Source organism: Streptomyces sp. NPDC030995 (assembly GCF_055571215.1).
The window spans coordinates 154,130-174,508 of the sequence record NZ_JBVIFS010000012.1 but is presented as its reverse complement, the minus strand read 5'-3'; the positions used below and the strand labels follow the sequence as shown (position 1 = coordinate 174,508).

The following is a 20,379-nucleotide window of genomic DNA, read 5'->3' as shown; positions in this document are numbered from 1 at the left end:
CGACATGACCGCTCAGCGGCACTTGGATGTGCGGACGCTGAACTCGATGGTGGCTCCTCTCAGCGGTCCGAGCTGAGCACCTTCCCGATCTCGTCGGAGGCTGCCCGGGCCGCCTGCTTGGGGTCCTGACCAGTGAGCACGGCGGTCATGAAGGGCTTGATCGGGTTCTTGGCCTCCACCTCGGCCCAGCGGGCGGACTTGGGGGTGGCCCGGCCCTGGGCTGCGCCGGGTGCCATGGCGGCGGCGCCCTCGTTGCCCTCGACCACGCGCGCCAGGGTGGTCTTGTTCGGGACGTAGCTCATCGTCCGGGCGAGTTCGGTCTGCCACCTCTCGCTGACCAGGGCCGTGATCACGTCCACGGCGCCCTTCCGCTGCTTCGTCCGCTCCGGGATGATCAGGTCGGAGCCGCCGGTGAGGACCGCGCCCACCTTGTCGGAGGTCTTGCCGGGGATCGGGAAGAAGCCGAGCTTGCCCTTGAGTGCGGGGTTGGCCGCTTCGATCTCGGCGACCTGGCCGGGCGGGGCGATGATCTGGGCGACCTCGCCGCGGGCGAAGACCTGTGACTGCGGGGGCGTCTCCTCGTCGGCGCCCTTGGGGCCGTCGCCGAGGGCCTGGAGCTGCTTGTAGAAGTCCATGCCGGCCAGGGCCTTCTCGTCGTCGAGGGTGCCGACCCACTGGCCGCTGGTCTCGACGGCGATGTCGCCGCCCTCGTCCCAGATGAAGCCGGCGAGCACGTACCAGTTCTGGCCCGCGAGGTAGATGCCCTGCTGGTCGCCCTTGTCGAGCTTCTGGGTGGCCTGGATCCACTCCTGGCGGTTCTTGGGCAGGGCCTTGATCCCGGCGTTCGCGAAGAGGTCCTTGTTGTAGATGACCACGCGGTTCGCGGCGTACCACGGGATGCCGTACTGGGCGCCGTTGATGCTCCCCGGGTCGGACAGGCCCTTGAGCCAGTCCTTGCTGCCCCATTCGCGCAGGCCTTCGAGGGTGAGTTCCTCGATGCCGCCGGTCTCGATGTACCGGGCGACCTGGGTGTTGCCGACCTCGATGACGTCGGCGGTCTCCTTGCTCTTGCCTTCGAGGACGGCGTTGACCTTGTCCCCGATGCCCGTCCACTCCTGGATCTTGACCTCAAGGTCGACGCCGGGGTGTTCCTTCTCGAACGACGCGGTGAACTCTCCGATGAAGTCCTCCGAGGCGCTGCCCTTCATCAGCCACAGCGTCACCTTCTGCGGCCCCCCGGCCGAGTCGGCCGGCTGGCTGCAGCCTGTGAGGGCGGTCGCGGCCGCGAGGGCGGTGCACACGGCGAGGTAGCGCATCTTCAAGAGGGTCACCTTCTGGGGGCTCGATCTCAGATGGCTAGAAATTGGCATAGACCAATAGGCCGGTCAAGTGCCTTTCGCTCGGGACTGTTCACGCAAAGTTCGCGGAGCCGGACTTACTGGGGCACCGTAGAACCAGGCAAAAGCCACCCACTGTCGGGAGACCTCCATGTCCAATCACACGTACCGGGTGACCGAGATCGTCGGCACCTCCCACGAGGGCATCGATCAGGCCATCCGCAACGGGATCGCCCGGGCGGGCCAGACCGTGCGCAATCTGGACTGGTTCGAGGTGGTCCAGGTACGCGGCCACATCGAGAACGGGGAGATCGCCCACTTCCAGGTGGGGCTCAAGGTCGGCTTCCGCCTCGACGGCGAGGACTGAGACCCGGAGCACGGCGCGGGCCGGGAGGCGCCCCCGGGCTCAGGTCCGGCCCTCGGCCTCCTGGGCGGTCTTGAGCTCGGGCGCGTCCGCCGCCCAGTCCGCGAGGACCACCCGGAAACCGGCGGCGCGCGCGGCCTGGCACACGAGCTCGTCGTCGTCCACGAGCATCCGCAGCTCCCGGCCGCGGGCGATCCGCTCGAGGACCTCCAGCTTGGTCGTCCGGGCGGGCCGCCGGTCCTGGTTTCCGCGCATCCACAGCCGCCCCTCGGGCAGCCCGTGCCGGGCGAGCCAGTCGACCGTGTCCGCCCGGCACCGCTCGGGACGCCCGGTCAGGTACGCCACCTCGCAGTCCTCGGCGCTCTCCACCGCCAGCGCGACACCGCGCCCGAGCGGCGGATCGGCCGGTGCGGCGCCGAAGAAGCCGGCCCAGTCCCGGGGGCGGCGCTCCAGGAAGTGCTGGCGATGGCCGGTGTCCGCCAGGGTGTTGTCGATGTCGAAGACGGCCAGCGGCCGCGTGGTGGTGTCGCTCATCCCGCCACCCTAGGAGATCCGAGGGGCACCCCCGGGGGAATCCTCACGGCCCCCGGACGTTGAGCACTGTGTGATCCGCAAACTCTCGATACTCGACCGGTCGCGCACCCGCGAGGGCCACTCGGCCCCCCAGGCCCTGCGCGACACCGTGGAGCTCGCCCGTGCGGCCGAGGAGCTCGGCTACCACCGCTTCTGGGTGTCGGAGCACCACAGCGTGCCCGGGGTCGCGGGCTCCGCGCCGGCCGTGCTGGCCGCGGCCGTCGCCGGGGCCACCCGGCGGATCCGCGTCGGCACGGGCGGGGTCATGCTGCCCAATCACCAGCCGCTCGTCGTCGCGGAGCAGTTCGGGGTCCTGGAGTCGCTGTTCCCCGGCCGGATCGACATGGGGCTCGGCCGCTCGGTCGGCTTCACCAACGGGATCCGGCGGGCGCTGGGGCGCGACATCGGGGACGCCGACCGCTTCGAGGAGCAGCTGGCGGAGCTGCTGGGCTGGCTCGACGGCACCCAGCGGGCGCACCCCGAGGTGCACGCCCACCCGGCCGAGGGGCTGCGCGTACCCGCCTTCGTGCTGGCCACCGGCGAGGGCGCCGGGATCGCCGCCCGGGCCGGGCTGCCGCTGGTGGTGGGCGATCTGCGGGCCCGCGGCCGGGTCGGCGAGGCCGTGGAGAGGTACCGCGAGGAGTTCCGGCCCGCCGCCGGGGGCTCGGAGCCGTACGTGGTGGTCTCCGGGACGGTGGCGGTCGCCGCCACCGCGGAGGAGGCCCGGCGCATCCTGGTTCCGGAGGCGTGGTCGCTCGCGTACTCCCGCGTCCGTGGCAGCTTCCCGCCGCTCCGCCCGGCCGAGGAGATCGAGGCACTGGAGATGAGCCCGAAGGAGCGGGAGCTGTACGAGAACGCCCTCGCCGGGCACGTCCACGGAACCGAGGAGCAGGTCGCGGCGGAGCTGTCCGAGGTCGCCGCGCTGACCGGCGCGGACGAGCTGCTGGTCACCACCTCCACCTACGACCGGACGGCGCTGCTGGACTCCTTCGGTCGGCTGGCGCGCATCGCGGGCCCCTAAACTGGGACGAATGGACCAGGCCGCCGCATCCCCCGCCCTTCCCCACGCCTCCCTCGATCCGTACGTACGGGTCCGGGGCGCCCGGGAGCACAACCTGCGGGGCGTCGACGTGGACATCCCACGCGACGCGCTCACCGTGTTCACCGGGGTCTCCGGGTCCGGGAAGAGCTCCCTGGCCTTCGGCACGCTCTACGCCGAGGCCCAGCGCCGGTACTTCGAGTCGGTGGCCCCGTACGCCCGCCGTCTCATCCACCAGATCGGCGCCCCGAAGGTGGATTCCGTCACCGGTCTGCCGCCCGCCGTCTCGCTGGAGCAGCGGCGCTCCAACCCCGGCTCGCGCTCCTCGGTGGGCACGGTCACCATGCTGTCCAACTCCCTGCGGATGCTGTACTCCCGGGCCGGGACCTATCCCCCGGGGGCGGAGCGGCTCGACTCCGACGCCTTCTCGCCCAACACCGCTTCCGGGGCCTGCCCTTCGTGCCACGGGCTCGGCCGGATCCACCGCACCAGCGAGGAACTCCTCGTCCCCGACCCCGGCCTGTCGATCCGTCAGGGCGCCATCGCCGCCTGGCCCGGCGCCTGGCAGGGCAAGAACCTGCGCGACATCCTGGAGACCCTCGGCCACGATGTGGACCGGCCCTGGCGGGAGCTGCCCGCGAAGGACCGCGAGTGGATCCTGTTCACCGAGGAGCAGCCGGTGGTGACCGTGCACCCCGTGCGGGAGGCCGAGCGGATCCAACGCCCCTACCAGGGCACGTACATGAGCGCCCAGCGCTATGTCATGCGGACCTTCGCCGACACCAAGAGCGCCACCCTGCGGGCCCGCGCCGAGAAGTTCCTCGCCGATTCGCCGTGTCCGGTGTGCGAGGGGCGGCGGCTGCGCCCGGAGGCCCTGGCCGTGACCTTCGCGGGGTACGGCATCGCAGCGCTCGCGGCGATGCCCCTGACCGAGCTGGACGGCGTACTCGCCTCCGCGCGCGTCGACGGGGAGGCCGCGCGGGTGCTCGCCGAGGACCTGCGCTCCCGTATCGGGCCCGTCACGGAGCTGGGGCTCGGCTACCTGAGCCTGGACCGCACCGCGCCGACCCTGTCGGCGGGCGAGTTGCAGCGGCTGCGGCTGGCGACGCAGCTGCGGTCGGGGCTGTTCGGGGTGGTGTACGTACTGGACGAACCGTCGGCGGGGCTGCACCCGGCCGACACCGAGGCGCTGCTCGGCGTACTGGACCGGCTCAAGGAGGCCGGGAACACGGTCTTCGTCGTGGAGCACCAGCTGGACGTGGTGCGGCACGCGGACTGGCTGGTGGACGTGGGCCCGCTGGCCGGGGAGCACGGCGGGCAGGTGCTCTACAGCGGGCCGCCGAAGGCCCTGGCCGGGGTGGCGGAGTCGGCGACGGCCCGGCATCTGTTCGCGGAGCGGGAGCCGGAGCCGGAGCGGGGGCTCGCGAGAGCGCCCCGACGGGTGCGCGAGGCGGCCGGGGCGGTGCCGCTGACCGGGGTGGACCGGCACAACCTGCGGGATCTGGACGCGCGGTTCCCGCTCGGGGTGTTCACGGCCGTCACCGGGGTCTCGGGGTCGGGAAAGTCCACACTGGTGGGGCAGGTGCTGGCCCGGGAGGTCGGCGAGCGGCTCGCGGAGCCGGACTTCCCTGTACGGCGGCTGGTGGAGGTGGACCAGAAGCCGATCGGCCGGACCCCGCGGTCCAACCTGGCGACGTACACGGGCCTGTTCGACGTGGTGCGGCGGCTGTTCACGGCGGCGCCGGAATCGAAGGCCCGCGGCTGGAAGGCGGGCCGGTTCTCCTTCAACGTGGCGGGCGGTCGGTGCGAGACCTGCCAGGGCGAGGGCTTCGTCTCGGTGGAGCTGATGTTCCTGCCGAGTACGTACGCCCCGTGCCCCGAGTGCGCCGGCGCCCGGTACAACGCCGAGACCCTGGAGGTCCGTTACGCGGGGCTGAACATCGCGGAGGTGCTCGGCCTGACGGTGGAGTCCGCGGCCGGTTTCTTCGCGGAGGTCCCGGCGGCGGCGCGCAGTCTGCGTGCGCTCGAGGACATCGGGCTGGGCTACCTGCGGCTGGGGCAGCCGGCGACGGAGCTCTCGGGTGGCGAGGCGCAGCGGATCAAGCTCGCCACGGAGCTGCAGAGGCTGCGCCGGGACCACACTCTGTACCTGCTGGACGAGCCGACGACCGGCCTGCATCCGGCCGATGTGCGGGTGCTGCTGCGGCAGTTGCACGGGCTGGTGGACGCGGGGCACTCGGTGGTGGTCGTGGAGCACGACATGGAGGTGGTGGCGGGCGCGGACTGGGTCATCGACCTGGGCCCGGGCGGCGGCACGGAGGGCGGTCGCGTCGTCGCCTCCGGCACCCCGGCCGAGGTGGCCCGTACCCCGGGCAGCCGCACGGCGGCCTACCTGGCGCGGGCGCTCGGCGGGTAGGGAGCGTGCGGGCGCCGGCCCGCTGCCATGACGGTCAGGTGGTGGTGGCGGAGACGCGCAGCAGGTTGTGGTCCGAGACCGCCGGGTCGAGGGGGAGGGCGTCGGCGCTCGCCGCTCGGAAGTGCGGGGCACTGAGGAAGAGGTAGTCGAGCTTCTTCACGCCGAAGGTCGTCTCGCCCGACCGGCATGCGGAGGTGGTGGCGGGTGGGCAGACGGCGGGGTCGAAGAACTCCGGGTCGCTCTCGTCGGCCTCGACGAAGGAGCCGTGGGCGCCGTCCCCGCGCTCCGGCAGGTAGAAGCGCGACAGCGTGGCGGTGCGCGGGGAGTGGTTGAAGTCCCCGCCGAGGACGACGGTGAATCCTTCGTCCAGCCACTGGCGGGCCTGCGCCGCCAGCCGGTCGGCTTCGGGCACGGCGAGCGTGCCGTCGTCCCAGTAGAGGTGCACCGAGCAGGACCAGGTGGGACGGTCGGCCAGGGAGGTCAGGGCGCAGGGCACCGTGATCGGCTCGCGTTCGCCGCCCACCGTGAGGTCGAGTTCGGCCGTCGCCGCGACCGGGCCGCGCACGAGAACGGCGTTCCCGTAGGCGTGACCCTCGCAGATGGCCGGGTTCCCGGCCGGGAGGGTGGCGGAGTGGAAGCCGGCGTAACCGAGCGGGCCCAGCCGGTCGAGGAGGGCACCGTACTGGTGCTCGCACACCTCCTGGAGGAAGAGCTGGTCGGCGCCCCAGCCCGCGGGGTCGGCCTCGGCGGCCACGGCGGCGATCCGGCGCGCCGGATCGTACGGGGCAGCGGAGCACATGTTGCCGCAGATGTTGTAGCTGGTCAGCCGGACCGTCCCGGCAGCAGCGGCAGTGCTGGCAGTCGTGGCAGTGGTGGCAGCAGCTTGGGCGGCAGGAGCCGCGACAGCGGGCGGCCCGGGCGGGACGAGGACGCAGAACGCGGCGGTGGTGACGGCGAGGACGGCCAGGGCGGCAGAGGTTCGGCGCACACCGGTGATGCTTCCCGCGGCCGCCTCCGCTACCCCAACTCTGGCTGCCCGTATGGCAGAAGACGTCTACGGAAGACCCGTACGGGTCACCGGAGCCCCGATGCCCCGCCGCCTACGCGTCCCCCGGCAGCAGGTGCTGCGGCAGTTCGCGGAAGCTCCACTGGCCCCGGCGGCGGGTGAACATCCAGACGAGGTCGTAGCGGTCGGGCCAAGTCGCGGGGGTGCCGGGGACCTGGTGGGCGCCGAGGGCGCGGATCAGGCGGGGGATCCCGGTGTGCTCCCAGCAGACGAGTGCGGGCATGGGGGCGGCCAACACGGCCTGGACCAGGGCCGGTTCGGCGCCGACGGCGAATTCCGAGCGGACCGGGGTGCGCAGCGCGGTGGCCAGCGCCGCCACGGTCTGCTTGCACCGGGCGGGGGCCGCGCCCTTGCCACCGGCCGCGAAGACCACGGCGGGGCGGGGCAGCGAGGAGCTGCGGGCCGGCGGGAAGAGGCGCGGGAGCTCTTCGGCCCGGCGCCAGCCGCGGCCCGCGAGCGAGCCGGGATCGTCCTCGCCCTCCTCGTCCCAGCCGGAGTCACCCGCGTACGGTTTCTCCGCGTGCCGGATCACCATGATCAGGGCGTCCTTGGGCCCGGCCTGCGCGCCGGGCGCCGGGCCCGGCGCGGGTTCCCCCGCGGAGCAGCCGGCCGCGGCCAGCGGGGCGAGGGCTGCGGCCAGTACGGCTCGGCGGCGCGGTCCGGACCCGGCGGGGGCTTCTGGCATGGGGCCCACTGTCCCCCATGGCCCGGGCGCCACTGGGGCGCGGCGCGGGGTGGGCTGCGCCGGTCAGCCGATCGGCGCAGGCCCGGGCCCCGCAGGGCAGAGCCCCTGTACGGCCCGTACGGGGAGGGGTGGCACGGCCGCGGGACCGCGCCGTCGGCCGTGCGGGGTCAGCGGGGGCCCTTGCGGACCGCCCTCAGCCACTCCTTGTTCATCGCCGCGATCGACGGCAGCGGGATCCCCTTCGGGCAGGCGGTGGCGCACTCCCCGGTCAGGGTGCAGCCGCCGAAGCCCTCCTCGTCCATCCGCGCCACCATGTCCAGCACCCGGGTCTCCCGCTCCGGAGAGCCCTGCGGGAGGACGTTCAGGTGGTTCACCTTGGCGGAGGTGAAGAGCATCGCGGAGCCGTTGGGGCAGGCCGCCACGCACGCGCCGCAGCCGATGCACTCGGCGTGCTCGAAGGCGAAGTCGGCGTCGGCCTTGGGCACCGCGGTGGCGTGCGCCTCGGGGGCGGCGCCGGTGGGGGCGGTGATGTAGCCGCCGGCCTGGATGATCCGGTCGAAGGCGCCGCGGTCGACGACGAGGTCCTTGACCACCGGGAAGGCGGCGGCCCGCCAGGGCTCTACGTCGATGGTGTCGCCGTCGGCGAAGGACCGCATGTGGAGCTGGCAGGTGGTGGTGCGCTCCGGGCCGTGGGCGTCGCCGTTGATGACGAGGCTGCAGGCGCCGCAGATGCCCTCGCGGCAGTCGTGGTCGAAGGCGACCGGGTCCTCGCCGCGCAGGATGAGGTCCTCGTTGAGGGTGTCGAGCATCTCCAGGAAGGACATGTCCTCCGAGATCCCGTCGACCTCGTACGAGGCCATGTGGCCGGGGGCGGCGGCGCCGCGCTGGCGCCAGACGCGCAGGGTGAGCTTCATGCGTAGCTCCGCTGGGTGGGGTGGACGTACTCGAAGACGAGGTCTTCCTTGTGCAGGACGGGGGCGGCGCCGGTGCCGGCGAACTCCCAGGCGGCGGCGTACGAGAACTCCTCGTCGCGCCGGGCCGCCTCGCCGTCCGGCGTCTGGGACTCCTCGCGGAAGTGGCCTCCGCAGGATTCGGTGCGGTGCAGGGCGTCGAGGCACATCAGCTCGGCGAGTTCGAGGTAGTCGACGATGCGGTTGGCCTTCTCCAGCGACTGGTTGAACTCGTTGCCGCTGCCGGGGACCTTGATGCGCCGCCAGAACTCCTCGCGGATCTCCGGGATGCGGCTGAGCGCTTTGCGCAGCCCCTCCTCGCTGCGGGCCATCCCGCAGTACTCCCACATGAGTTCGCCGATCTCGCGGTGGAAGGAGTCGGGGGTGCGGTCGCCGTCGACGGCGAGCAGCCTCGCGAGCCGGTCGCGGGTCTCGCGCACGACGGCCAACGCCTCGGGGTGGGTGTCGTCGACGGTGGTGTGGTGGGGGTGGCGGGCCAGGTAGTCGTTGATCGTGGAGGGGAGCACGAAGTAGCCGTCGGCGAGCCCCTGCATCAGCGCGGAGGCGCCGAGGCGGTTGGCGCCGTGGTCGGAGAAGTTGGCCTCGCCGATCGCGAAGAGGCCGGGGACGGTGGTCTGGAGGTCGTAGTCGACCCACAGGCCGCCCATCGTGTAGTGCACGGCGGGGTAGATCCGCATGGGCACCTCGTACGGGTTCTCCGCGGTGATCCGCTCGTACATGTCGAAGAGGTTGCCGTACTTCTCGGCGACCTTGTCGCGGCCCATGCGGCGGATGGCGTCGGCGAAGTCGAGGTAGACGCCCTGGCCGCCGGGGCCGACGCCGCGGCCCTCGTCGCAGACGTTCTTGGCGGCGCGGGAGGCGATGTCGCGGGGCACGAGGTTGCCGAAGGAGGGGTAGATCCGCTCCAGGTAGTAGTCGCGCTCCGCCTCGGGGATCTCGGCGGCGGGGCGGGTGTCGCCCTTGGCCTTGGGGACCCAGATGCGGCCGTCGTTGCGCAGGGACTCGCTCATCAGGGTGAGCTTGGACTGGTGGTCGCCGGTGCGCGGGATGCAGGTGGGGTGGATCTGGGTGAAGCAGGGGTTGGCGAAGTACGCGCCGCGCCGGTGCGCCCGCCAGACGGCGGTCGCGTTGGAGTTCATGGCGTTGGTGGAGAGGTAGAAGACGTTGCCGTAGCCGCCGCTCGCCAGCACCACCGCGTCGGCGTAGTGGGTGGAGATCTCGCCGGTGATCAGGTCGCGGGCCACGATGCCGCGGGCGACCCCGTCGACGACGACGAGGTCGAGCATTTCGGTGCGGGCGTGCATCTCGACGTTGCCCGCGGCGATCTGCCGGGAGAGTGCCTGGTAGGCGCCGAGGAGGAGTTGCTGGCCCGTCTGGCCGCGGGCGTAGAAGGTGCGGGAGACCTGGACGCCGCCGAAGGAGCGGGTGTCGAGGAGGCCGCCGTATTCGCGGGCGAAGGGGACGCCCTGGGCCACGCACTGGTCGATGATCTCGACGGAGATCTGGGCGAGGCGGTGCACGTTGGACTCGCGGGCGCGGAAGTCGCCGCCCTTGACGGTGTCGTAGAAGAGGCGGTGCACCGAGTCGCCGTCGTTGCGGTAGTTCTTGGCGGCGTTGATGCCGCCCTGGGCGGCGATCGAGTGGGCCCGGCGGGGGGAGTCGGAGAAGCAGAACTGGACGACGTGGTAGCCCTGTTCGGCGAGGGTCGCGCCGGCCGCCCCGCCGGCCAGGCCGGTGCCGACGACGATGACGGTGTGCTTGCGCCGGTTGGCGGGGTTGACGAGCTTGGCCTCGAAGCGGCGGCGGTCCCAGCGGTCCGCGATCGGGCCTTCGGGGGCCTTGGTGTCGGCGACGGTCTCGCCGGTCGAGTAGTTGGCGTAGGTGGTCACAGTCAGCTCACCAGTCCGGTCATGACGGCTATCGGGACGGAGACGAAGCCCGCGGTCAGTACGAGTGCGAGCAGGTTGGCCAGGGCCTTGAGGACCTTGTCGCGGCGGGCGTTGCCGGCGCCGAGGGTCTGGGCGGCGCTCCAGAAGCCGTGCCGCACGTGCAGGCCCATCGCGATCATCGCGACGAGGTAGATCGTGTTGCCGTACCAGGTGGAGAAGGTCGCGACCACGTTCTCGTACGGGTGGCCCTCCAGGGCCCGCTCGTTCACCGTGAGGGTGGTCAGGTCGAGCAGGTGCCAGACGATGAAGAGGCCGAGGATGACGCCGCCCCAGCGCATGGTGCGGGTGGCGTAGCTCGCGCGGCGGCGCTTGTGGGCGTACGCGACCGGGCGGGCCTTGATGTCGCGGCGGCTGAGCTGGTACGCGGAGACGGCGTGGGCGACCACCGCGGCGAGCAGGACCACCCGGGCGGTCCACAGCCCCCAGTGGCTGTGCAGGAAGGGCTCGCCCATGTGCCGCAGCCAGCGGCCGTAGGCGTTGAAATCGTCCGGCCCGAAGAAGATCTTGAGGTTGCCGAGCATGTGCACGACGAGGTAGCCGAGCATGATCAGCCCGGAGACCGCCATGACGGTCTTCTTTCCGATGGTGGAGCCCCAGACGGTCGAGGCGGCGGAGCCGCCGGTCCGGGTGCGCGTTGCCAGAGCCATGGATCGAAGGTAGGGACGGGGGACCCGAAAGGTCCAAGACATGATGCCGGTCATCTTGATAGACATGGCCTATGCAGTTCCAGCAGCTTCTGTACTTCGTGGCCGTCGCCGAGACCCGGCACTTCACCCGGGCCGCGGAACGGGTGCACGTGGCCCAGCCCTCGCTCTCCCAGCAGATCAAGGCGCTGGAGCGGGAACTGGGCGCCGAGCTGTTCAGCCGGGCCCGCGGCAACATCACGCTCACCGACGCGGGCGAGACGCTGCTGCCGCTGGCCCGGCGGATCCTGGCGGACGCCGACACCGCGCGGCTGGAGGTGCAGGAACTGGCGCAGCTGCGCCGCGGCCGGGTCCGGCTGGGCGCCACGCCGAGCGTGTGCACGGGCCTGCTGCCGGACGTACTGCGGGCCTTTCACGACGCGCACCCGGGCATCGAGCTGCTGATCGAGGAGAGCGGTTCGCTCGACCTCGTACGGGAACTGGCGCGCGGAGCCCTGGACCTGGCCCTGATCGCACTGCCGTTGCCGCCCTCGGCTCCGGCCCTGACCACGGTGGAGCTGCTGACGGAAGACCTGGTGGTGGTCTCCTCGGCGGAGCGGCCGGCGCCCGGCGGGGGCGGCGAGCTGACCATCTCCGGGCTGCGCGACGAGCCGATGGTGATGTTCCGGCACGGCTACGACCTGCGGGAGCTGACTGTGACGGCCTGCCGCGCGGAGGGCTTCGAGCCGGCCTTCACCGTGGAGGGCGGCGAGATGGACGCGGTACTGGGCTTCGCCCGGGCGGGGCTCGGGCTCGCGGTGGTCCCGGCGATGGTGGTGGACCGCGCGGGTCCGGGGCTGCGGGTGACCCCGCTCGCCGGCTCCCCGCTGCGCCGCACGATCGCCCTGGCCCACCGCACGGACGTGGCTCCCCCGCGCGCGGCCCGCGAGCTGAAGCGCATGCTTCTGGACTGACCGGCGGCGGAGGTCCGGGCGGTCAGGCCGTGCGTATGGGCAGGGCCCGATCGAGCCCCTCGGCGAGCATCCCGAAGGCCCCGTCGGCATCGGCGACGGCCGCCGGGTGGGCCTCGTCGGCGCTGCTCCCGGAGTCGATCCGACGCCAGTTCTCCCGGCCCAGCTCGTGACGGACGGCCACCAGATGCATGGCCGCCAGCCTGGCGGTGAGGGGCGGGACGGATTCGGCCTCCAGCACGGCGGCGAGCAGCTCCACCTCGCGGGCGCTGTAGTGGGCGATCCGGGTCTGCAGGCTCGCGGTGGAGTAGAGCAGCCTCTGGAAGGCGACGACATCGGGATGGTCGCAGAGACCGGTGATCGGGTCCCGCCGGTCGAGGGCCTCGACGAAGTGCGTGTGCACGGCGCCGACCGGCTCCTGACCTGCCGGCCGGTCGCGCACGATGCGCGCCGCCTCGTCCTGGTGGTCGGCGAACCGGTCCAGGACCAGATCCTCCTTGCTCGGGAAGTACCGGAACAGCGTGGGCTTGGAGACCTCCGCGGCAGCGGCCACGTCCGCCACGGAGACGTCGTCGAAGCCCCGTTCCAGGAAGAGTTCGAGCGCCGTGGCCGCCAGCTGTCGACGGGTACGGAGCTTCTTGTTCTCGCGCAGTCCAGACGTGTTGTCCATGCGTCCAGCGTAGCACAGAATCTTGACTGAGTAATCTTTGTAACCGGGTTGCTTTTTCTCTCGAGAGGGGTTCTCCTTGAGACATCGACGACGAGAGGACTTCCGATGACCGACGTACTGATCGTGGGCTCCGGCCCCACCGGACTCACCCTGGCGTGCGAGCTGGTCCTGCGCGGCATCGCCGTCCGGGTCCTCGACGGACGGGCCGGACCCCACCGCGAGTCCCGGGGCAAGGGCCTCACCCCGGACAGCCTGAGGGTGTTCGCCCGGCTCGGCGCCGCGGAGGGGGTGTCCGCCATCGGCGCCCGGGGCGTGGTCCTGCGCAAGTACTTCGACGGCGACCACGTCACCGACACTCCGACCGGCGACGGCCTCCTGATCGGCCAGTGGCAGGTCGAGGAGGTCCTCCGCGCGCGGCTCGCCGGCCTCGGCGTCCGGATCGAGTACGAAGCCCAGGTCACGGACATCACGCAGGACGAGGCGGGGGTCACCGCGCGGCTGGCGGACGGCCGTTCGGTCCTCGCCGGCTACGCCGCCGGATGCGACGGCGGGCACAGCTCGGTCCGCAAGCTCCTCGGGATCCCCTTCGAGGGGCACACGGACGTGACGGAGACGATGGTGCTCGGAGATGTGAGGGCGCCCGGGCTGAGCCGCGAGTTCTGGCACCAGTGGTTCACCTCGGACGGCGGCGGGATGCTGCTCTGCCCGATACCGGGGACGGACACCTTCCAGCTCCAGGCCTCACCGGAGCTCGCCGAGGGCGGCGAGCCGCTGCCGCCCTCACTGGAGGGCTTCCAGAGGCTCTTCGACCGGCACGCCAGGGTCCCGGGGATCCGCCTCGCGGATCCCACCTGGCTCTCGTCCTGGCGGGTGAATGTCCGCATGGCCGCCTGGATGCGCGAGGGCCGGGTCTTCCTCGCCGGGGACGCCGCGCACGTGCACCCCATAGCCGGAGGCCTGGGCATGAACACCGGGATACAGGACGCGGCCGCCCTCGGCCGGATCCTGGCCGCAGCCCTCACCGGCCCGGCCGCGGACAGCGCGCTCGACGCGTACGAGGCCGAGCGGCTCCCGGCGGCCGCCCACGTCCTGGCCGACACCGTCGCGCGGCACGAGCGGGTGCTGGCCGCGGTGCGGGAGCCCGGACGCGGCACCGAGGCCGGGCTGGGCTGACCGCCGGGCCCGCGCCCGGGTCAGGAGGGAGTGGGCACGGCGTCCGAGAGGGAGAGGGCGTGGATGCGGTCGGGGGCGCCGGGCCGGGCGTAGTACCAGCCCTGGGCGGTGTCGCAGCCGAGGGCGCGGAGCTGGGCGGCCTGGACGCCGGTCTCCACCCCCTCGACGGTGACGGCCAGTTCGAGGCTGTGGGCCAGGGCGACGATCCCCTCCACGATCTTGACGTCGACCGGGTTGGCGGGCTGCTGCTGCATCCCCTGGGTGAAGGAGCGGTCGAGCTTCAGGACGCTGACCGGCAGGCGGCGCAGATTGGCCAGGTTCGAGTAGCCGGTGCCGAAGTCGTCGAGCGCGATGTCCACGCCCAGGGCGGCGAGCCTGCGCAGCGGTTCCAGAAGTTCGTCGTCGGCCCCTATCAGGGCCGATTCGGTGACCTCCAGGCACAACGCGCCCGGGGCGAGGCCGGACTTCTCCAGTACCGCCACGGTGTCGGCGACCAGCCCCGGGTGGTGCAGCTGGGTCGGCGAGAGGTTGACGTTGATCCGCAGGGCCGAGCCGCCGTGCTGACGCTGCCAGATGCGGGCCTGGCGGACGGACTCCTCCAGGACCCAGCGTCCGAGCGGCACGATCAGCCCGGTCCGTTCGGCGAGCGGGATGAACCGGTCCGGGCCGAGGACCCCGTACTGCGGGTGGGACCAGCGCACCAGGGCCTCGGCCCCGTGCACGCTGCCGTCGCGCATGTGGACCAGCGGCTGGTACTCGATGAAGAACTCGCCGCGTTCCAGCGCCGCAGGCAGGGCGTTGGTCAGGCCGTGGCGGGTGATGGCGCGGGCGTCGGCCTCGGCGTCGGCGAATTCGAAGCGGTTGCCGCCGGCCGCCTTGGCCCGGTACATCGTGATGTCGGCGCTGCGCAGCACCTCCGCCGCGGTGCGCTCCTGGGCGCGGCCCTCGACGATGCCGATGCTGCCCCGGACCGTCAGCTCCCGGCCCTCCAGCCGGATCGGCGTGGACAGGGCGGACAGGATGCGGACCGCGAGGTCGGTGACCTTCTCCTCGGTGTCGCTGCCGGTGGTCAGGGCCACGAACTCGTCGCCGCCGAGCCGGGCGACGACCTCGCCGGGGCCGGTCGCGCAGCTCTGCAGCCGGTCGGCGACCTCCACGAGCAGCCGGTCCCCCGCCGAGTGTCCGAGGCTGTCGTTGACCGCCTTGAAACCGTCGAGGTCCAGGTAGCACAGGCCGAAGCGGCTGCCGCCGGCCCCGCTGAGGGCCTTCTCGAGCCGTTCGAAGAACAGCGTCCGGTTGGGCAGTCCGGTGAGGGCGTCGTGGGTGGCCTCGTAGCGCAGGCGCAGGTTCAGCAGCCGGCGCTCGGTGGTGTCCTCCATCAGCGCCAGCTGGTACTGCGGCTTCCCCTCGGCGTCGCGCAGCAGCGACACCGTCAGGTTGGTCCACAGCACGGTCCCGTCGTGCCGGTAGTACGGCTTCTCCACGCGGTAGCTCTCGCGCTCGCCGCGCACCAGCTCGCCGTACATCCGCCAGACGTGGGGGGTGTCGTCGGGGTGGCCCCACTCGCTGACGTTGCGGCTGCGGACGTGGCCCTCCAGGCCGCCGAACATCTGCAGCAGCGTGTCGTTGACCTCCAGGACGTTCCCTTCGAGGTCGGCGATCCCGATCCCGATGGCCGCGCCCTCGAAGACCGCCCGGAAGCGCTCCTCGCTCGCGTGCAGGGCCTGCTGGGCATCGGAGCGGGCGGTCAGCGCGGAGCGGGCGATGGCCTCCTGCTCCTTGAGGGTGCGCTCGCGCAGGGCCCGGGCGTATCCCGCCGCGATGCCGTGCTGGAGCCGGGCGCAGCGGGACCGGTACTCCTCGGTGCCCTCCACGCCGGAGCCCTCGGGTCCGTCCGGGCCGCAGTAGAGCACCAGGTACGACTCGACCACGCCCAGGGTGCAGGCCAGGGCCTCGGGGTCGGTGCAGTGCACGGCGACGAGCTCCGCCCCCACCCGCTGGGCGACGCCGGCGTCGAAGGGCCGGGCGCGCAGGGCCTCGGTGAGGGTCCGGGTGAGCGGTACGAGGTGCCGTTCGAACTCGGGCCGGGTCAGCGAGGTCGCCGTGACCGGGAAGATCGCCCGCCCCCAGATGGTCGCGAAGCGGGCGATCCGGTCCTCTATGCCGCCCCCCGGGGCCGACGCCTGCTCGGCGGCCGGGGCCGCGGCGGGCGCCGCGGCGGGCTCGGGCGCCGGAGCGTCCGGCGCGCCCGTCGTCTGTACCGGAAGTCTCACGCCTTGCGTCCCACGCCACCGAAGCCGGAGAAGGCGTAGGGGTCCTCCGCCGCCTCGCCGTCGAGCGCCCCCTCGGGGCGGTCCGGCCGCCAGTCGGGCATGGAGACCAGCCCGGGCTCCAGCATCTCGAACCCGTCGAAGAAGCCGCTGATCTGCTCCCTGGTGCGCATCACGAGGGGGTTGCGGATGTCCCGGTAGACGGTCACGACGCCGCCCGCGACCTCCTGGGTGAGCGGGATCCCCTCGTACGAGGCGTGCGTGAGGATCAGCAGGCTCCCGGGGGCCAGCGCGTCGCGTAGCTCGGCAACGGCGGCGTACGGGTCGTCCGCGTCCTCCAGGAAGTGCAGGACGGCGACGAGGAGCAGGGCGACGGGACGGCCGAGGTCGAGCAGTCGGCCGACCTCGGGGGCGGCCAAGATCTCCTTCGGCTTGCGCAGGTCGGCAGCGGCGATGCCCGTGCGGTCGTCGCCGGCGAGGACCGCCTGGCTGTGGGCCACGGCCACCGGGTCGTGGTCCACGTAGACCACGCGCGCCTCGGGGCTGGCGGCCTGGGCGATCTCGTGGACATTGCCGAAGGTGGGGATCCCGGAGCCGATGTCGAGGAACTGCGTGATGCCCTCGGCGACCGCGTGCCGGACGGCGCGGCGCATGAATGCCCGGTTGGCCTGCATGATCTTGGGCAGTCCCGGCATGAATTCCATGGCGCGGCGGGCCGCCTGGCGGTCGACCTCGAAATTGTGGGACCCGCCCAGGTAGTAATCATAGATGCGGGACACGCTCGGCACCGATATGTCGATGCCTGGCGGGGCCCAGGCCGGGCGCTCCATCGGGGTCTCCAAGCGTTGTTCCTACGGTGTCCGTCCGAGGTCGGACTGCTGTCCGAGCCGAATGTACTGATCATTGCCCAACAGGGCGAGCAAAAGCGGAAATTGGCGATCCGTTCTTCGTCACACACCAAAGGCACCTGCCGCACCCGGGAGGGAGAATGACCGTTACCGACAAATCCCTTTTGGGAATTGTCGGTAGGTGATCAGAGCCACCACGCGACCGATCCACGGCTGGCTCAAACCTCTATGGTCACCGCTCCACCCGTTCAGGCGAACCGGGGCCGAGCATCGCGTGCGCCGGAGTGCCCGGGCCCATGCTCCCCGGGTGAAGAGAGCCTGTGCCAGGCGCCTGCTGACGGTCCCGGTGCTGCTGTGGGCGGCGTTGTCCGCCACGCCGGCCGTGGCTGATAGCTGCGCCTACGCGACGACCTGTTCCGGCGAGGGCCGGGCCGCCACCACCGTGGTCGCGGTGGCCGACGGCGGCGCCCGTCGAGGCGGCCCGGGTGGCGGACATCACGGTGACGACCACGCCGCCGACCACGGAAGAGGCCGCGGCGGGGGTCATGGAGGCGGCCACGGCAGAGGCCACGCAGGAGGTCATGGCGGAGGTCATGGCGGAGGTCATGGCGGAGGCCATCACGGCCACCCGCCGTGCCCGCCGCCGCCTCCCCCGCCGTGTCCGCCGAAGCCGCCCCCGAAGCCCACGCCACCGCCCGAGCCGCCCCCCGTACCGCCGCCGCCCCCGCCCCCGCCGAAACCGGCCCCGAGTCCGAAGCCCACGCCACCGGCGCCCCCGCCGCCGCCCAAGCCTGCGCCGAAACCCGTACCGAAGCCCGTCCGGCCCGAACCGGCCCCGCCGAAGCCGGCGCCCGCACCGCCACGGCCCGTATCGCGGCCGGCGCCCGACCCCGTGGTGACCCCGGCCAAGCCGAAGCCCGTGGCCCGTCCGGCGTACCACGCTCCGGCCCGCAAGCCGGCCGAGCATCACGTCTCGCCGGTGACCTTCACCCTGCTGACCGCGGCTCCCGCGGTGCTCGCCATCGTCGCGCTGCGCCCGCGGTAGCCCGTCCGTCCCACCTGTGACCGATTGGGAGTCATCTTGTCGGAATGGCTCGTCCTGTCCATCGCGATGGCCGCGGCCTGTGCCGTGGTGCTGTCCATCGCCCTCTTGAACCACCGCAGGATCGGCGATGACGACGATCCGAACGAAACCCCGGACGTCATCGAGTACATGACGATGATGATCGGGGTGATCTACGCGATCGTCCTCGGCCTGGCGATCGTCGGCGTCTGGGAGGGGCGCGGGGCCGCCCAGGAGTACGTGCGCCAGGAGGCGCAGGCCCTGCACGAGATCAGCGTCCGCTCCGAGGTCTACCCGGCCGAGGTCCGCAAGAAGATCCGGTCCGATGTCGACGCGTACGTGACGTACGTGGTTGACACGGAGTGGAAGGAGATGGCCGACCACGGCAACCTCACCGACCGCGGCGGGGAGCTGCTGGAACGTATCCGCCGGGACGTCACCGACTACGAGCCGCAGACCGACCACGAGGGGCAGGCTTACCAGCCGCTGGTCGACCAGGTCGCGGTGGCGGACGACGCCCGCAGTGCGCGCGGCGAGAGCGCCGGGGCCACGATGCCCGGGGTGGTGTGGTTCGGGCTGATCGCCGGCGCCCTGGTGACGGTGGGTCTGATCTTCACCCTGCAGATCAGGCGGTCGTTCCGGGAGCTGCTGCTGGCCGGCCTGTTCAGCGCGCTCATCGCGTTCCTGCTGTTCCTGATCTGGGACTTCGACGCGCCGTTCGGTCGTGGCATCGCGGCCACCGCCGACCCGTTCCTCTCGCAGTTCCCCCACCTGCACCTCGGCGGCTGAGCACGGACCCGCAAACCGGGGACGGGCTCCCCGTCCCCGGTTCGGCCCAGGGGTATAACCCATTCGCCCGTTCCTGATCGCGGGTCACCGCACCCGGACCTAGCGTGGCGGACATCGAGGCGCGCGACCCCCCACGTGCGGAAACCGTTCCGCGGCTGCTCCTCGGAGATCCGGAGAATCAACCATGGGTGCGATACGTACCGCCGCCACAGCCCTGCTGAGCGCCGGCGCCTCGGGCGCCGTACTCGCGCTCGGTGTCCTCGGCGCGCCCTCCGCTTCCGCGGCCGAGGCCCAGCCCATCACCTCGTTCGGCTTCACCATCACCCCCTCGACCGTCGCCCCCGGCGGCCAGGTGGTGCTCGCGGTCAGCGGCTGCAACGCCGCCTACGCCACCGCCTCCTCCGGGGTCTTCGACACGGTGAGCATCGCGCGCGGCCAGACCATGCGGGTCACCGTGGACCGGGACGCCCGGCGCGGAGCCGTCTACTCCGTCTCCTTCACCTGCAGCGGTGAGACCGGCTCCGCCGACCTGACGATCGCCGGCGGCACCACGAGACCGACCACGAGTTCCACGAGGACGGCCACCGCGCCCGCCGCCGCGTCGGCCGCCGCCCGCGGTGTCCGGGGCGGCCTCGGAGGCAGCGTGGCCGGCATGGATCCGGTGGAGTTCGGCGCGGGCGTCGGCCTCTTCCTCACCGCCGCGGGCGGGAGCGCGTACGCACTGCGCCGCAGGGGAAGCCGTCGCGGTCACTGAACGGACCACTGAACGAACCCCTGAACGAACCCACCGGACGCTCCGCGCCACCGCCGGTCGCCCCGAGTCCCGGTCAGGACTGGGGGCGACCGGCGGTGGGCCGTGTCCGGGGAGGTCGGCCGTCAGGCCCGACCACGGAGCGGACGGCGACGGCGCATCACGTGGACGCCCGCGCCGAGGGCCGCGGCGCCGACGAGGCCGGCGCCGATGGCGGTCTCGGCGGTGGACGGGCCGAAGGACCCGCCGATGCCGCCCTGTGCGGGATTGCCGTCCAGGATCCTGAAGCGGGCGGTGGCGACCAGGCTGCTGTCGTTGCACTTGACCTGCAGCGTGTGGGTGCCCGGAGAGGCGTGGTTGAAGATCCGGACGGTCGCGAAGCCGATCGACCCGGCGGACAGGTTGGCCGGCGGAAAGTTGCCGTGCGACGTGACGGTACCGCCGGATCCGCAGCCCGACGCGCTCACCTGCATCGTGGATCCCTGGTGCACGGCGTACGGGTTGACCGAGATGTTGCTGGGGCCGCCGTTCCCACCCTGCGGGGGGTTCGCAGAGGCGAACGGGGCACTGAGGCCGATCGCGGCGCAGGCTGCCGCCGTCACGGTAAGAGCGCGCAAGACACGCATGGTGGAACCTCCAGCGGGAAGCGCCCCGGAGCGTCGGCCCCGGATGATCGACGAGAACGCCTCCCAATCGAACCCTCGGGTCCACCCGCAAGCTCCGCACTTCCGGCTTTGGGCCGCCCGGTTGAGCGACACGCCGAAGCGCGAGCGGCGCAGCTGACGGATCCGCAGGTCACGACCCGTCAGGGATTTATGTGA

The 20,379-nt window shown here is 72.3% G+C and carries 19 protein-coding genes; 8 read left to right on the top strand and 11 right to left on the bottom strand.

Annotation, left to right across the window (positions count from 1 at the left end; genetic code table 11):
• Positions 1 to 59 precede the first annotated feature (59 nt).
• Positions 60 to 1,322: an extracellular solute-binding protein gene (locus ACZ45T_RS20045; protein WP_468443030.1), complete on the bottom strand. Its 1,263-nt coding sequence runs from the start codon at positions 1,320 to 1,322 to the stop codon at positions 60 to 62.
• Between the two features lie 166 nt (positions 1,323 to 1,488).
• Here ACZ45T_RS20045 and ACZ45T_RS20040 point away from each other — a divergent pair, with 166 nt between their 5' ends.
• Positions 1,489 to 1,704 carry a dodecin gene (locus tag ACZ45T_RS20040; RefSeq protein WP_366864411.1) on the top strand — a complete coding sequence of 72 codons (216 nt, stop codon included), beginning with the start codon at positions 1,489 to 1,491 and terminating at the stop codon, positions 1,702 to 1,704.
• Positions 1,705 to 1,743: 39 nt separating this feature from the next.
• Here ACZ45T_RS20040 and ACZ45T_RS20035 read toward each other — a convergent pair whose 3' ends face one another.
• Positions 1,744 to 2,235 carry a phosphatase domain-containing protein gene (locus tag ACZ45T_RS20035; RefSeq protein WP_468443027.1) on the bottom strand — a complete coding sequence of 164 codons (492 nt, stop codon included), beginning with the start codon at positions 2,233 to 2,235 and terminating at the stop codon, positions 1,744 to 1,746.
• Positions 2,236 to 2,305: 70 nt separating this feature from the next.
• On the opposite strand from ACZ45T_RS20035, the gene ACZ45T_RS20030 reads away from it, so the two are divergent.
• Entirely contained in the window at positions 2,306 to 3,295 is a 990-nt protein-coding gene (locus ACZ45T_RS20030) for an MsnO8 family LLM class oxidoreductase (protein ID WP_468443025.1), read from the top strand.
• Positions 3,296 to 3,305: 10 nt separating this feature from the next.
• Entirely contained in the window at positions 3,306 to 5,729 is a 2,424-nt protein-coding gene (locus tag ACZ45T_RS20025; RefSeq protein WP_468443023.1) for an excinuclease ABC subunit UvrA, read from the top strand.
• 34 nt (positions 5,730 to 5,763) lie between these two features.
• Here ACZ45T_RS20025 and ACZ45T_RS20020 read toward each other — a convergent pair whose 3' ends face one another.
• The 5 genes from ACZ45T_RS20020 to ACZ45T_RS20000 all read right to left on the bottom strand — a co-directional run bounded on the left by ACZ45T_RS20020 (position 5,764) and on the right by ACZ45T_RS20000 (position 11,047).
• Complete coding sequence (locus ACZ45T_RS20020; protein ID WP_468443021.1) at positions 5,764 to 6,717, bottom strand: endonuclease/exonuclease/phosphatase family protein; 954 nt, start codon at positions 6,715 to 6,717, stop codon at positions 5,764 to 5,766.
• A gap of 112 nt (positions 6,718 to 6,829) precedes the next feature.
• Positions 6,830 to 7,480, bottom strand: coding sequence for a hypothetical protein (locus tag ACZ45T_RS20015; protein WP_468443018.1), 651 nt, complete (start codon positions 7,478 to 7,480; stop codon positions 6,830 to 6,832).
• A 167-nt stretch (positions 7,481 to 7,647) separates the two neighbouring features.
• A complete protein-coding gene (locus tag ACZ45T_RS20010) occupies positions 7,648 to 8,394 on the bottom strand; it encodes a succinate dehydrogenase/fumarate reductase iron-sulfur subunit (protein WP_468443016.1) in 747 nt (248 codons plus the stop codon).
• Entirely contained in the window at positions 8,391 to 10,340 is a 1,950-nt protein-coding gene (locus ACZ45T_RS20005) for a fumarate reductase/succinate dehydrogenase flavoprotein subunit (protein ID WP_468443014.1), read from the bottom strand. The genes ACZ45T_RS20010 and ACZ45T_RS20005 overlap by 4 nt, the downstream gene beginning before the upstream one ends.
• 2 nt (positions 10,341 to 10,342) lie before the next feature.
• Entirely contained in the window at positions 10,343 to 11,047 is a 705-nt protein-coding gene (locus tag ACZ45T_RS20000; protein WP_468443012.1) for a succinate dehydrogenase cytochrome b subunit, read from the bottom strand.
• 71 nt (positions 11,048 to 11,118) lie between these two features.
• Between ACZ45T_RS20000 and ACZ45T_RS19995 the strand changes: the two genes are divergently transcribed.
• Positions 11,119 to 11,997 carry a LysR family transcriptional regulator gene (locus ACZ45T_RS19995; protein WP_468443010.1) on the top strand — a complete coding sequence of 293 codons (879 nt, stop codon included), beginning with the start codon at positions 11,119 to 11,121 and terminating at the stop codon, positions 11,995 to 11,997.
• Between the two features lie 22 nt (positions 11,998 to 12,019).
• Here the strand turns inward: ACZ45T_RS19995 and ACZ45T_RS19990 are convergent, their stop codons facing one another.
• A complete protein-coding gene (locus tag ACZ45T_RS19990) occupies positions 12,020 to 12,664 on the bottom strand; it encodes a TetR/AcrR family transcriptional regulator (protein WP_468443008.1) in 645 nt (214 codons plus the stop codon).
• Between the two features lie 105 nt (positions 12,665 to 12,769).
• Between ACZ45T_RS19990 and ACZ45T_RS19985 the strand changes: the two genes are divergently transcribed.
• The gene (locus ACZ45T_RS19985; protein ID WP_468443006.1) at positions 12,770 to 13,837 is read left to right on the top strand and encodes an FAD-dependent monooxygenase; all 1,068 of its coding nucleotides are present in this window, start codon (positions 12,770 to 12,772) and stop codon (positions 13,835 to 13,837) included.
• 20 nt (positions 13,838 to 13,857) lie between these two features.
• On the opposite strand, the gene ACZ45T_RS19980 is transcribed toward ACZ45T_RS19985, so the two are convergent.
• Both ACZ45T_RS19980 and ACZ45T_RS19975 read right to left on the bottom strand, forming a co-directional pair.
• Positions 13,858 to 15,999, bottom strand: coding sequence for a putative bifunctional diguanylate cyclase/phosphodiesterase (locus ACZ45T_RS19980; RefSeq protein WP_468443108.1), 2,142 nt, complete (start codon positions 15,997 to 15,999; stop codon positions 13,858 to 13,860).
• A 107-nt stretch (positions 16,000 to 16,106) separates the two neighbouring features.
• A complete protein-coding gene (locus ACZ45T_RS19975; RefSeq protein WP_468443106.1) occupies positions 16,107 to 16,937 on the bottom strand; it encodes an SAM-dependent methyltransferase in 831 nt (276 codons plus the stop codon).
• Positions 16,938 to 17,874: 937 nt separating this feature from the next.
• On the opposite strand from ACZ45T_RS19975, the gene ACZ45T_RS19970 reads away from it, so the two are divergent.
• From ACZ45T_RS19970 to ACZ45T_RS19960, 3 genes are all read left to right on the top strand, one after another.
• On the top strand, positions 17,875 to 18,000 hold the full coding sequence (locus tag ACZ45T_RS19970) for a hypothetical protein (RefSeq protein ID WP_451181429.1): 126 nt from the start codon (positions 17,875 to 17,877) through the stop codon (positions 17,998 to 18,000).
• A gap of 36 nt (positions 18,001 to 18,036) precedes the next feature.
• Positions 18,037 to 18,807, top strand: a complete 771-nt coding sequence (locus ACZ45T_RS19965) for a bestrophin-like domain (protein ID WP_468443004.1) — start codon at positions 18,037 to 18,039, stop codon at positions 18,805 to 18,807.
• Positions 18,808 to 18,991: 184 nt separating this feature from the next.
• A complete protein-coding gene (locus tag ACZ45T_RS19960; RefSeq protein WP_468443002.1) occupies positions 18,992 to 19,561 on the top strand; it encodes a hypothetical protein in 570 nt (189 codons plus the stop codon).
• A gap of 122 nt (positions 19,562 to 19,683) precedes the next feature.
• Here the strand turns inward: ACZ45T_RS19960 and ACZ45T_RS19955 are convergent, their stop codons facing one another.
• Positions 19,684 to 20,184 carry a hypothetical protein gene (locus tag ACZ45T_RS19955; protein ID WP_468443000.1) on the bottom strand — a complete coding sequence of 167 codons (501 nt, stop codon included), beginning with the start codon at positions 20,182 to 20,184 and terminating at the stop codon, positions 19,684 to 19,686.
• Between the last annotated feature and the right edge of the window lie 195 nt (positions 20,185 to 20,379).

Bases quoted from the DNA above. Each gene is read 5' to 3' on its own strand.
- ACZ45T_RS20010 (WP_468443016.1), bottom strand. From the start codon at position 8,394: ATGAAGCTCACCCTGCGCGTCTGGCGCCAGCGCGGCGCCGCCGCCCCC.
- ACZ45T_RS19985 (WP_468443006.1), top strand. From the start codon at position 12,770: ATGACCGACGTACTGATCGTGGGCTCCGGCCCCACCGGACTCACCCTG.
- ACZ45T_RS19990 (WP_468443008.1), bottom strand. From the start codon at position 12,664: ATGGACAACACGTCTGGACTGCGCGAGAACAAGAAGCTCCGTACCCGT.
- ACZ45T_RS19995 (WP_468443010.1), top strand. From the start codon at position 11,119: ATGCAGTTCCAGCAGCTTCTGTACTTCGTGGCCGTCGCCGAGACCCGG.
- ACZ45T_RS19975 (WP_468443106.1), bottom strand. From the start codon at position 16,937: ATGGAGCGCCCGGCCTGGGCCCCGCCAGGCATCGACATATCGGTGCCG.
- ACZ45T_RS20040 (WP_366864411.1), top strand. From the start codon at position 1,489: ATGTCCAATCACACGTACCGGGTGACCGAGATCGTCGGCACCTCCCAC.
- ACZ45T_RS19955 (WP_468443000.1), bottom strand. From the start codon at position 20,184: ATGCGTGTCTTGCGCGCTCTTACCGTGACGGCGGCAGCCTGCGCCGCG.
- ACZ45T_RS19960 (WP_468443002.1), top strand. From the start codon at position 18,992: ATGGGTGCGATACGTACCGCCGCCACAGCCCTGCTGAGCGCCGGCGCC.
- ACZ45T_RS20000 (WP_468443012.1), bottom strand. From the start codon at position 11,047: ATGGCTCTGGCAACGCGCACCCGGACCGGCGGCTCCGCCGCCTCGACC.
- ACZ45T_RS20025 (WP_468443023.1), top strand. From the start codon at position 3,306: ATGGACCAGGCCGCCGCATCCCCCGCCCTTCCCCACGCCTCCCTCGAT.
- ACZ45T_RS20015 (WP_468443018.1), bottom strand. From the start codon at position 7,480: ATGCCAGAAGCCCCCGCCGGGTCCGGACCGCGCCGCCGAGCCGTACTG.
- ACZ45T_RS20035 (WP_468443027.1), bottom strand. From the start codon at position 2,235: ATGAGCGACACCACCACGCGGCCGCTGGCCGTCTTCGACATCGACAAC.